This is a genomic window from Streptomyces sp. NPDC127190 (genome assembly GCF_042672505.1).
GTDB lineage: Bacteria > Actinomycetota > Actinomycetes > Streptomycetales > Streptomycetaceae > Streptomyces.
Window position 1 is genome coordinate 1 of the sequence record NZ_JBHXVE010000016.1, and the last position, 11,605, is coordinate 11,605.

11 protein-coding genes are annotated in these 11,605 nt (G+C 71.5%); 2 read left to right on the plus strand and 9 right to left on the minus strand.

Annotated elements, in window-relative coordinates:
• Positions 1-370: 370 nt before the first annotated feature.
• Positions 371-1,378: a stage II sporulation protein M gene (locus ACFVIU_RS23580; protein WP_385845050.1), complete on the minus strand. Its 1,008-nt coding sequence runs from the start codon at positions 1,376-1,378 to the stop codon at positions 371-373.
• Positions 1,379-1,523: 145 nt separating this feature from the next.
• On the opposite strand from ACFVIU_RS23580, the gene ACFVIU_RS23585 reads away from it, so the two are divergent.
• Complete coding sequence (locus ACFVIU_RS23585) at positions 1,524-2,510, plus strand: RDD family protein (RefSeq protein WP_385844818.1); 987 nt, start codon at positions 1,524-1,526, stop codon at positions 2,508-2,510.
• A gap of 43 nt (positions 2,511-2,553) precedes the next feature.
• Here ACFVIU_RS23585 and ACFVIU_RS23590 read toward each other — a convergent pair whose 3' ends face one another.
• From ACFVIU_RS23590 to ACFVIU_RS23625, 8 genes are all read right to left on the minus strand, one after another.
• The gene (locus tag ACFVIU_RS23590; RefSeq protein WP_385844819.1) at positions 2,554-3,168 is read right to left on the minus strand and encodes a hypothetical protein; all 615 of its coding nucleotides are present in this window, start codon (positions 3,166-3,168) and stop codon (positions 2,554-2,556) included.
• A gap of 112 nt (positions 3,169-3,280) precedes the next feature.
• Positions 3,281-4,738 carry an adenosylhomocysteinase gene (gene ahcY, locus ACFVIU_RS23595; RefSeq protein WP_385844820.1) on the minus strand — a complete coding sequence of 486 codons (1,458 nt, stop codon included), beginning with the start codon at positions 4,736-4,738 and terminating at the stop codon, positions 3,281-3,283.
• A 256-nt stretch (positions 4,739-4,994) separates the two neighbouring features.
• Positions 4,995-5,975, minus strand: coding sequence for a cation diffusion facilitator family transporter (locus ACFVIU_RS23600; protein WP_385844821.1), 981 nt, complete (start codon positions 5,973-5,975; stop codon positions 4,995-4,997).
• A gap of 116 nt (positions 5,976-6,091) precedes the next feature.
• Positions 6,092-7,243 (minus strand): mannose-6-phosphate isomerase, class I, encoded by a 1,152-nt coding sequence (manA, locus tag ACFVIU_RS23605; RefSeq protein WP_385844822.1) that lies wholly within the window; start codon positions 7,241-7,243, stop codon positions 6,092-6,094.
• 112 nt (positions 7,244-7,355) lie between these two features.
• Positions 7,356-8,483: an SIS domain-containing protein gene (locus ACFVIU_RS23610; protein WP_385844823.1), complete on the minus strand. Its 1,128-nt coding sequence runs from the start codon at positions 8,481-8,483 to the stop codon at positions 7,356-7,358.
• A 61-nt stretch (positions 8,484-8,544) separates the two neighbouring features.
• On the minus strand, positions 8,545-8,715 hold the full coding sequence (locus ACFVIU_RS23615; protein WP_141360461.1) for a Trm112 family protein: 171 nt from the start codon (positions 8,713-8,715) through the stop codon (positions 8,545-8,547).
• Positions 8,716-8,860: 145 nt separating this feature from the next.
• Positions 8,861-10,225, minus strand: coding sequence for a phosphomannomutase/phosphoglucomutase (locus ACFVIU_RS23620; protein WP_385844824.1), 1,365 nt, complete (start codon positions 10,223-10,225; stop codon positions 8,861-8,863).
• A gap of 99 nt (positions 10,226-10,324) precedes the next feature.
• Complete coding sequence (locus tag ACFVIU_RS23625; RefSeq protein ID WP_385844825.1) at positions 10,325-10,702, minus strand: DUF3499 domain-containing protein; 378 nt, start codon at positions 10,700-10,702, stop codon at positions 10,325-10,327.
• A 398-nt stretch (positions 10,703-11,100) separates the two neighbouring features.
• On the opposite strand from ACFVIU_RS23625, the gene ACFVIU_RS23630 reads away from it, so the two are divergent.
• The gene (locus ACFVIU_RS23630; protein WP_385844826.1) at positions 11,101-11,553 is read left to right on the plus strand and encodes a metallopeptidase family protein; all 453 of its coding nucleotides are present in this window, start codon (positions 11,101-11,103) and stop codon (positions 11,551-11,553) included.
• The last annotated feature ends 52 nt before the right edge of the window (positions 11,554-11,605 follow it).

Genomic DNA, 11,605 nt, shown 5'->3' on the forward strand with positions numbered 1-11,605 from the left:
CTTTGTACTCACCCTCTCGGGCTTTCCTCCGGGCGCTTCCCTTCGGTCTTGCGTTTCCGACTCTATCAGATCTTTTCTCGATCCGATTTCCTCGGCGCTTTTCCAGTTCCCCGCTCTCGCGGTTTCCTTTCCGGCGTTTCCGACTTTATCAGAAGTTCTTGGCCGGTCTGACCGGCCGCTCATTTCTGAGTAATCGGGGGATGCTTCTCGGATGTCGTACCGACGTCCCGGAAGCTCGTAGATTCTATCGGCGGCCCTCGAACTTGTCCAGTTCTAGGCAACTGTTTGAATCTACCTCCCCACTCCCGCCGTGTCAACGGCTCTCGCGGGGAGATGAGGAGACTAGCAGCTCACCGGGGCCGGATGCACATCAGGCGGCCGTGGGCACGACGGAGCTGCGGTCCACCGCTTCGAGGTCACCCGTCTCGCCGGCGCGGGCAGCACGGCCGCCCAGGACATAGACGTACGCAAGGAAGGCCAGTTCAGCCACGACGCCGATGCCTATCCGGGCCCAGGTGGGCAGGCCCGAGGGGGTGACGAAGCCTTCGATGGCGCCGGAGACGAACAGGACCAGGGCGAGGCCGATCGCCATGCCCACCGCGGCGCGCCCCTCCTCGGCGAGGGCCGCACGGCGGGTGCGGGGGCCCGGGTCTATGAGCGTCCAGCCGAGGCGCAGACCGGTGCCGGCCGCCACGAACACCGCGGTGAGTTCGAGCAGGCCGTGCGGGAGGACCAGGCCCAGGAAGGTGTCGAGGCGGCCGGCCGACGACATCAGGCCGAAGCCGACGCCCAGGTTGAGCATGTTCTCGAAGAGGATCAGCAGGACGGGCAGGCCCAGGAAGATGCCCAGGACCAGGCACATCGCGGCCGCCTCCGCGTTGTTCGTCCACACCTGGGCGGCGAAGGCGGCCGCGGGGTGGCTGGAGTAGTAGGTCTCGTACTCGCCGCCGGGGCGGGTCAGGTCGCGCAGCTGGCTCGGGGCGCCGATCGCCGACTGCACCGCGGGGTGGGTGCCGATCCACCAGCCCAGCAGGATCGCCACCGTGGTGGAGACGAGCGCGGTCGGGACCCACCAGTGGCGGGCGCGGTAGACGGCCGCGGGGAATCCCTGGGTGAGGAAGCGTGTGACGTCGCGCCATGAGGCGCGGCGGGTGCCGGTGACGGCGCTGCGCGCGCGTGCGACGAGGCGGCTGAGCCGTCCGGTCAGCTGCGGGTCCGGTGCGCTGGACTGGATGAGCGACAGATGGGTCGCGGTGCGCTGGTAGAGGGTGACGAGTTCGTCGGCCTCGGTGCCGTTGAGCCGGCGCTGGCGGCGGAGCAGGGCGTCGAGGCGGTCCCATTCGGCTTGGTGTGCGGAGACGAAGACGTCCAGGTCCATCGGGTCTGCCTGCTCCTCGGGCTGGTGGCCGACTGCTCGTCGTAGATGCTCGAAGTTGTTGTCAGCTTGTCGTACTGGGGCGCGATGCGCCCACAGCTTGGCAGACTTGCTGTTCACGGGGCGGACCAGGGGAAGGACGGCGGGCGTGAGTGAGCTGGTGACGGGCGAGGCGGTGGCCCTCGAACTGCGGCCCGCGAAATTGCCGAGCAGGGCGCTGGCCGTGCTGCTCGATCTGCTGGTGGCCATGGCGGTGTACATCGCCGTCACGGTCGTACTGGTGGCGACGACGTCCTCCTTGGACGAGGCCGCGCAGACCGCGCTGTCGATCGCGGCGTTCCTGCTGGTGCTGGTCGGCGGGCCGATCGCGGTGGAGACGCTCAGTCATGGGCGCTCGCTGGGAAAGCTGGCGTTCGGGCTGCGGGTGGTGCGGGACGACGGCGGTCCGATCCGGTTCCGGCACGCGCTGGTGCGCGGCGCGATCGGTGTGGTCGAGATTCTGATGACCTTCGGCGTGGTGGCCTGTATCGCCTCGCTGGTGTCGGCGCGGGGGCGGCGGCTCGGGGATGTGTTCGCCGGGACGCTGGTGGTGCGGGAGCGGATACCGGTGGGGCGGACCAGCTTTGTGCCGTCTCCTCCGCCGGGGCTTGCGGGGCGGTTCGCCGAGCTGGATCTGTCGGCTGTTCCGGACGGTCTGTGGCTTGCGGTCCGGCAGTACCTGACGCGGATGGAACAGCTCGATCCGCGGGTCTCGCAGGGCATGGCGGAGCGGCTCGCGGCGGATCTGGTGGCGCGGACGGGGGCGGTGGTGCCGCAGGGTCTGCCGCCGGCGGCCTTTCTCGCGGCCGTGGTGCATGAGCGGCAGGCTCGGGAAGCCGCCCGGCAGACCTCGGCTGCTGATCGTTTCGTTCCGCCGGTGGCCGGGGCCGCGGCTGCGGCGCAGGCCGGTGCGGCGGGTGGGTCCTTGTCTCCGGCGCCTGGGGGGTCGCAGGGGGGCGGGTGGTCCGCTCCGTCGCAGGGTGGGAGTCAGCGCCCGGAGCCGGAGGCGCCGGGTTCGGCTGCCCTGCCGCCCGTGGTGGCGCGGGAGGAGCGGCCGGCCGACCGTCCGGCCACCGGATTCGCGCCGCCCGCGTAGGGCCGGCGGCCAGGTCGGCGGTTTCCGGCCCTGTCCGGGGTGCTCAGGCGAACGCCGACGGTGGTGACTGGAGGTCCTCCAGCTCGATCCCGGGCGCGGACAGGACGACGTCGCCGGCGATGTGGATGATGTGCCGTTCCCCGGTGTCCAGGGCTGTGACCTGGTATTCGTCCACGGTCAGGGGGCCGTTGTCAGTGGCGTGTGCTTCGCTGTTCACCAGGGCCCAGGACTGGTCCACGGTGCGGGGGGCGAGGACCGGTTCGGTGAACGCCACCAGGCGTACGCGGGTCGCGGCGGACGAGGGGGTGAGGCGCAGCAACCGGGCGGTGGCGATGAGGAAGGCGGGGGATGCGCCGGTGAAGGCGTGGGCGGGCACATTGCCTTCGGTGGCATGGGTGCCGGTGGGGTCGGTGCGGACCCAGGTGACGCCGTCCAGCGCGGCGCCGCGGACCTGCCAGTCGGCTGCGTGGAGTTCGAGGCGGAGGGGGCGGCCGAGGTCGTCCAGCGCCAGGTCGACCGATCCGCGGTGTTCGCCGGCGGGGGTCGTCAGCCGGGAGACGTAGCGCCAGCCGGACGGGCCGGGGGCGCACTGGAAGTGCTCTTCCCCGAGGGGGGTGTGATCGTGCGGATCGTGGAGCGAATAGCGGCCGCGGGGCATGGGGGTCCTGGGTGGTGACGGGCTGATCCGGCCGGAGGCCGAAGGGGCAGGCCCCCGGCACGGGGGTGCGGGGGCCTGCCTCGGAGGACCTGCGTGAGACGCGGAATGCGGCTCAGTAGCGGTAGTGGTCCGGCTTGAAGGGGCCGTCGACGTCGACGCCGATGTAGGCGGCCTGCTCCGGGCGCAGCTTGGTCAGCTTCACGCCGAGGGCGTCGAGGTGGAGGCGGGCGACCTTCTCGTCCAGGTGCTTGGGCAGCACGTACACGCCGGTCGGGTACGCGTCGGGCTTGGTGAACAGCTCGATCTGGGCCAGCGTCTGGTCCGCGAACGAGTTCGACATCACGAAGGACGGGTGGCCGGTGGCGTTGCCCAGGTTCAGCAGGCGGCCCTCGGACAGCACGATGATCACCTTGCCGTCGGGGAACGTCCAGGTGTGGACCTGCGGCTTCACCTCGTCCTTGACGATCCCCTCGATCTTCGCCAGACCGGCCATGTCGATCTCGTTGTCGAAGTGACCGATGTTGCCCACGATCGCCTGGTGCTTCATCCTCGCCATGTCCGAGGCCAGGATGATGTCCTTGTTGCCGGTCGTGGTGATGAAGATGTCCGCGGTCTCCACGACCTCGTCCAGCGTGGTCACCTGGTAGCCGTCCATCGCCGCCTGAAGCGCGCAGATCGGGTCGATCTCCGTGATGATCACCCGGGCACCCTGACCCCGCAGCGACTCCGCACACCCCTTGCCGACATCGCCGTAACCGCACACGACAGCCGTCTTGCCGCCGATCAGCACATCGGTGGCACGGTTGATCCCGTCCACCAGGGAGTGCCGGCAGCCGTACTTGTTGTCGAACTTCGACTTCGTCACGGCATCGTTGACGTTGATCGCCGGGAACAGCAGCACACCGTCACGCTGCATCTCGTACAGCCGGTGCACACCCGTGGTGGTCTCCTCCGTGACACCACGGATCTCGGAGGCCAGCTGGGTCCACTTCTGGGGGTTCTCGGCCAGGGTGCGGTGCAGCAGCTGGAGGATGACGCGGTGCTCGTCGGACTCGGCGGTCTCCAGGGCGGGGACCTCACCGGCCTTCTCGTACTCGACGCCCTTGTGGACGAGGAGGGTGGCGTCGCCGCCGTCGTCCAGGATCATGTTCGGGCCGCCGGTGGGGCTGTCCGGCCAGGTCAGCGCCTGCTCGGTGCACCACCAGTACTCCTCCAGCGTCTCGCCCTTCCAGGCGAAGACCGGCACGCCCTGCGGGTTGTCCGGCGTGCCGTTCGGGCCGACCGCGATGGCCGCGGCCGCGTGGTCCTGGGTGGAGAAGATGTTGCAGGACGCCCAGCGGACCTCGGCGCCCAGCGCGACCAGGGTCTCGATCAGCACGGCGGTCTGCACGGTCATGTGCAGCGAACCGGTGACGCGGGCACCGGCCAGGGGCTGCGCCTCGGCGTATTCCTTGCGGATCGCCATCAGGCCGGGCATCTCGTGCTCGGCGAGGGTGATCTCCTTGCGGCCGAACTCGGCCAGGGAGAGGTCGGCGACCTTGAAGTCCTGTCGGTTGTCGACAGTCGTCATTGCGAGCTGCTCCTCGGTGTCGGGTCGAGGTGGGTACGGCTGGTCTGCGCGGCGGCGGACACAGGGGTGCCCGAGAAGAGGACACAGGCATGCCCACGTACGCGCAGCGCAGTCCGTCGGAGGCCCTCTCTCCCTCGGTCGGTCCGTCCGGGACCGCCCGACCGCCATCAGCAGCGACGTCTGGCTCCGTCCCAAGCTACACCGCGCGACCCGGTCGTCCCCAGTCCGTTGCGTATGGTTCCGGCCGACCGGGGGCTCAGTGGCCGAGCGCGTGCGGGTTCGGGCCGCCGGGGGTGGCCTGCGGGTCGGGGCCCTTGGCGGCCTCGGCCTCGCTGTAGATGTCCGGTTCCAGGTAGATGACGCGGGCGATGGGGACGGCGGTGCGGATGCGGGTCTCGGCCGCGTTGATGGCGGCTGCCACCTCGGCGGCCGTGTCGTCGTGCCGGACGGCGATCTTGGCCGCGATCAGCAGTTCCTCGGGGCCGAGGTGCAGCGTGCGCATGTGGATGATGCCGGTGACGGTCTTCCCGTCGACGGTCGCCTCCTCGATCTTCTTGACCACGTCCAGGCCCGCGGCCTCACCGAGCAGCAGGGACTTGGTCTCGGCGGCCAGGACGAGGGCGATGCAGACGAGGAGAACGCCGATGCAGACGGTGCCGATGCCGTCCCAGACGCCGTCGCCGGTGAGCACGGCGAGGCCGACGCCGAGGAGGGCGAGAACCAGACCGATCAGGGCGCCGAAGTCCTCCAGCAGGACGACGGGCAGCTCGGGTGCCTTGGCGCGGCGGATGAACTGCGCCCAGGAGAGCGTGCCGCGCAGTTCGTTGGACTCCTTGATGGCGGTGCGGAAGGAGAAGCCTTCGGCGATCACCGCGAAGACCAGGACGCCCACCGGCCAGTACCAGCTCTTCAGGGCGTGCGGGTGGAGGATCTTCTCGTAGCCCTCGTAGATGGCGAACATGCCGCCGATGGAGAAGAGCACGATCGAGACGAGGAAGGCGTAGATGAAGCGCTCGCGGCCGTAGCCGAACGGGTGCTGCGGGGTGGCCTCGCGCTCGGCCCGCTTGCCGCCGATCAGCAGCAGGAACTGGTTGCCGGAGTCGGCCAGCGAGTGAACGCCCTCGGCGAGCATCGAGGAGGAGCCGCTGAACGCGAACGCCACGAACTTGGATGCCGCGATCGCGAGGTTGGCGCCGAGTGCCGCCACGATCGCCTTCGTACCGCCTGACGCGCTCATGTGTCCGCGTTGTCCCTTCGACCTTGTCGTCGCCTTCGCGCTTTGCCCGGCCTTTGCCGGTGGGCCATTCTTGCAGTCCGGCCGGGCCTTGGCGTGTCAGGTATCCACAGGGCCGGTCATACGATCACAGTGGCGCGGAAGACGGTGCCCGTGCCCGAGATCTGCGTGTGCTCGCCGGCCGGGACGAAGACCGACTGGCCGGCGCTCAGTTCCTCCTCACCCGCCCGGACGGAACCGGCCGTGCAGAGCAGGATCTGCGGGGCGTCGCGGGTGACGTCGTGGGCGGCGCCGGCCTCGGGGAGGACGTAGCGGGAGAGGCGGAACTCGTCGATCGGGGTCTCGTAGACCTCCTCGCCGTCCGGGGAGGCCTCCGGGCGCAGTACGCCGGGGTCGCCCGCCTCGAAGCGGACGACGCGCAGCAGTTCGGGGACGTCGACGTGCTTGGGGGTCAGGCCGCAGCGCAGGACGTTGTCGGAGTTGGCCATGATCTCGACGCCGAGGCCGTCGAGGTAGGCGTGCGGGATGCCGGCGCCGAGGAAGAGCGCCTCGCCGGGCTGGAGCCGGACGTGGTTCAGCAGCATGGCCGCGATGACGCCGGGGTCGCCCGGGTAGTGGTGGGCGATGTCGGCGTAGGGGGCGTAGGCGCCGCCGAGGCGGGCGCAGGCGGCGGTGGCCTCGGCGACCGTGTGGGCCATCTCCTCGCGGTCGGCGGTGAGGACCGCGGTGAGCATTTCGCGCAGCGCCGCGTCCTCGGGGTGGGCGTGCAGCAGATCGACGTACGGCTTGAGGGAGGCGACGCCGAGCCCGTCCAGCAGGTCGGCGGCCTCGACCGGGGGCCGGAAGCCGCAGAGCCCGTCGAACTCGGTGAGCGCGCAGATGAGTTCGGGCTTGTGGTTGGCGTCCTTGTAGTTGCGGTGCGGGGCGTCGACCGGGACGCCCCGGCGCTCCTCGTCGGCGTATCCCGCCCTGGCCTGCTCCAGGTCGGGGTGCACCTGGAGGGAGAGGGGGGCGCCGGCGGCGAGGATCTTCAGGAGGAACGGCAGGCGGGGGCCGAACCTGGCGACCGCGCGGGCGCCGAGTTCGTGTTCGGGGGCGGCATCGATGACCTCGACGAGTGTCCCGCGCGCGGTGCGTGACGGGGCGCCCGGGTGCGCTCCCATCCACATCTCCGCCTGCGGTTCACCGGTCGGTTCGACGCCGAGCAGGTGCGGGATGGCGGTGCGGGAGCCCCAGGCGTAGGGGCGGACGGTGTTGTCGAGGCGGTCCATGTGTCTTCTCTGTCTCCGTACGTACGTCGCGGCACGGCGGGGGCGGAGGCGAGGGCTGTGCCGGCCGCCGTGCCGGTGGTGGGCGCGGGGGTGCGTCCGGCCTGGAGCCAGATCAGGCCCTGGAAGCGAGCGCCAGGTAAACGGCGGCGAAATCCGTGACGGCGATCAGTTCCGCGAGCGTCTCCAGTTCGCCGCCCTCCTCCGGTTCGAGTTCGCTGATCGGGGTGTCGTGGCTGAGTGCCACGTCACGGGCGGCGGGCGCGGCGGTGAGTCCGCCGCCCGGGCGGTCGCGGAGCAGGACGACGCGCGCGTGCAGGGCGGGCGGCTCCTCCACGCGGTCGCGGAAGAAGTCGTCCGGGTCGGCGCTGGCGGCCAGCGGGCCGGCCAGCAGGGCGCTGTGGGCGGCGAGTGCCTCGGGCAGTTCGGCGACGAGGGCGGGGCGGCCGGAGAGTTCGGCGAGGGCGGCGGCGAACCGGCGGCCCGCCGGGCCCGCCGAGGTGCCTTCCGTCCACACCACGGGCAGCGCGTCGGCGAGCTCGGCGGCGAGGGTCTTGGCCGGATTGCTGTACGTCGCGATGGCCGGGCCGCAGCGCTCCGCGATGTGGTCCAGGCGGTCGGCGACCTTCTCCAGGGCGTCCTGCGGGGCGGTGAGCAGGCCGATGCGGTCCAGGAGGGCCAGCAGGGGGGTCAGCAGCGCCCAGAAGACGCCCGGGGAGGAGGCGGCGAGGGGTTCGTCGTGGTCGTACGGGGCCGTCGCCATCGGTACGAACAGGCCGTGCGCGCCGGCGACCGCCTCGGCGAGCGGGGTGCCGGCGGGGGCCACGGCCGCGACCGAGCAGCCGTGGCGGTAGGCCTGGTCGGTGAGGAGGGCCAGGCTCGGCTCGGTGCCGTCCGGGGTGGCGATCAGCAGCAGGTCCACGGAGCCGGCCCAGCCGGGGAGTTCCCAGCGCAGGGCGCCTGCGGCCGGGGCCACTCCGGTGGGGGCCAGGCGGACGATGGGGCTGCCGGCGCCGGCCAGGGTGCCGAGGAGGTCGGCGGTGTGGGTGGCGGCGGCGCCGGGGCCCGCGATCAGCACCGAGCGGGGGCGGCCGTCGGGCTTGAGGCCGCCGATGCCGGCCTCGGCGGCGTGCCGGGCCGCCGTACGGACGCGGGCGCCGGCCTCCGCCGCGCCGCGCAGCAGGCCCCGGCGGTCGGCCTCGGCGAGGCCCTCCGGGGTGTCGAGCAGCGATTCGTCCAGCATGGGCGGGTTGCCTCCGATCGCCGGGGTCCTGTGCGGGGTGTCTACGGCCTGACGGGCGCCGTCACGCGGGGCGGCGGGCCTCGTCCACGAGCAGGACCGGGATGCCGTCGCGGACCGGGTAGGCGAGGCCGCAGTCCTGGCCCGTGCAGACCAGCTCGGTGTCCTGCTCCTTGAGGGGGGCGTGGCAGGCCGGGCAGGCGAGGATCTCCAGGAGGCCGGCTTCGAGCGGCATGGGGTGTCCCTTCGAGGGCGGATGTCTGTCTGTGGATGTGCCTGGTCAGCGTACCGCTGGAGCACGCCCCGAGCCGGGCTTCCGGTGCCGTCCAGGGGGCTTTCGGCCCCCAGGACGGCGTTGCCCGGCAGGTCGGCTCCGGATGTCAGCCCCGGATGATCGCCAGGGCCTCGTCCCGGATCTTGGTCATGGTGGGTTCGTCCTTGGCCTCCGCGTTCAGCCGGAGGAGGGGTTCCGTGTTGGAGGGGCGGACGTTGAACCACCAGTCGGCGGCGGAGACCGTGAGGCCGTCGAGGTCGTCCAGGGTGACGTCGGCGCGGTTCTCGTACGCGGAGCGGATCGCGGCGAGGCGGGCGGACTGGTCGGCGACGGTGGAGTTGATCTCGCCGGAGCCGCTGTAGCGGTCGTACTGGGCCACCAGGGCGGAGAGGGGGCCGTCCTGGGTGCCGAGGGCGGCCAGGACGTGCAGGGCGGCCAGCATGCCCGTGTCGGCGTTCCAGAAGTCCTTGAAGTAGTAGTGCGCGGAGTGCTCGCCGCCGAAGATCGCGCCGGTGCGGGCCATCTCGGCCTTGATGAAGGAGTGGCCGACGCGGGTGCGGACCGGGGTGCCGCCGTTCTCCTTGACGACCTCCGGGACGGTGCGGGAGGTGATCAGGTTGTGGATGACCGTGCCCTTGCCGCCGTTGCGGGCGAGTTCGCGGGCGGCGACCAGGGCGGTGATCGCGGACGGGGAGACCGGGTCGCCGTGCTCGTCCACGACGAAGCAGCGGTCGGCGTCGCCGTCGAAGGCGATGCCGAGGTCGGCGCCCTCCGCCGGTACCCGCTTTTGCAGGTCCACGAGGTTGGCCGGGTCGAGCGGGTTGGCCTCGTGGTTCGGGAAGGTGCCGTCCAGTTCGAAGTACATCGGGACGAGGGTCAGGGGCAGGCCGGCGAAGACCGTGGGGACCGTGTGGCCGCCCATGCCGTTGCCGGCGTCGACCACGACCTTCAGCGGGCGGATGGAGGTGAGGTCGACCAGGGAGCGCAGGTGCGCCGCGTAGTCGTCCAACGTCTCGCGGGTGCTCAGGGTTCCCGGCCGGGCGGCCGGCTCGGGGGCGCCCGACTCCAGCCAGCCCTCGACCAGTTCGCGGATCTGCGCGAGACCGGTGTCCTGGCCGACCGGGGCGGCGCCCGCGCGGCACAGCTTGATGCCGTTGTACTGGGCCGGGTTGTGCGAGGCGGTGAACATCGCGCCGGGCAGGTTCAGGGCGCCGGAGGCGTAGTACAGCTGGTCGGTGGAGCACAGGCCGATCTCGGTGACGTCCACGCCCTGGTCGGCCGCGCCGCGTGCGAAGGCGCGGGTGAGGCCGGGGGACGAGGGTCGCATGTCGTGGCCGACGACGATCGCCGCGGCTCCGGTCACCTCCGCGAAGGCGGCTCCGAAGAGTCCGGCCAGTGACTCGTCCCACTGGTCCGGGACCACTCCGCGTACGTCGTACGCCTTCACGATCTGCGACAGATCAGCAGCCACGGCCAACCCTCCTGAAAGTCCTATGGGTGCCCACAAACTACCCGTCCGGGGTAAGTGGGCGGTGTGCGGACACCAGGACTGGGGGCGCCGGGAGTGTGCTCAGTTGTCCGGGGAGCGCAGGACCCGGAGATGACCGCGGCGGGCGACCTCCATGGGGTCGGCCGTGCGCGGGCCGCCGCCGGCCGCCTCCGCCGCGCGCTCCTGGGGGCGGGCCGCCTCGCGTACCGCGTTGGCGAGCGCTTCCAGGTCGTCTCCGCTGGGCCGGGCGGGAGCGGAGCCGTCGAGGAGCCGGACGACCTCCCAGCCGCGCGGGGCGGTCAGGCGCTCGGAGTGCTCGGCGCACAGGTCGTAGCAGTGGGGTTCGGCGTAGGTGGCGAGCGGGCCGAGGACCGCGGTCGAGTCGGCGTAGACGTACGTCAGCGTCGCGACGGCGGGTCGGCCGCAGGCGGTGCGCGAACAGCGACGTACAGGGCTCACGACGTTGGACGGTACCGCACTCTTGAGCGGGCCGCGACGACTCTGGACCAGGTCACTCCACCGTGTCGTGGTGTGAAACACCCCACATACCCCCTGGAACATGCCCTGTTGACCTGCGTGGACGGGTTCACGACGGGGTACGGACAGGGTTGCACCTGGTCATGTTTCGGTACAAACAAGGTCAATTGGCTTGAGTTCGGTGGTCTTGGAGGGTTACGGAAACGAGCCAGACCTTGGCCGGAATGGTCGTCCTGTGACAGGGAGGGGAACGCGTGCCGGACGAGCGCAGAAGCGGGGCGGCCCGGTGGGGGCCGGGTGGCTGGTTGGTGCGGGTCGCCCGTGGGGGACGCGCGTGGAGCAGGGCGGGCGGGGTGTGCGAGGACTACGCTTCCCCAGTGATGGACAACCGTGTACCGCCCCGTGCCGCCGGCCCTGGGCCCCGTCGTCGTGATCGCCATGGGCGGGGCATGCGCGGGCCGATCGCGCCCCCGCAGGTGCCGTTGGCGGCGAGTCGGGGCGAGGTGTTCGCGGACCTGGTGCAGGACTCCGTGGACCGTCTCGAGCGGCGGTGGCCGCAGCTGGCCGACATCGATTTCCTGGTGCTGGAGGTGCCTCGGCTGGATGCGCGGGGCGAGCAGGCGTGGGGGGACGAGGCCGTGCCCCTGGGCGGGGTCGTGCCGGCTCGGGAGGGGCGGCGGGCGCGGGTGGTCGTCTATCGGCGGCCGGTGGAGATCCGGACCAAGGGGCGGGACGAGCGGGCGGCGCTGGTGCACGAGGTGGTCGTGGAGCAGGTCGCCGAGTTGCTCGGGCTGACGCCGGAGACGGTGGATCCGCGGTACGGGGAGGACTGAGGGGCTGGGGGCGGGCAACAGCCCTGCCCCGCACCCCTCTTCGGCGCCGCGC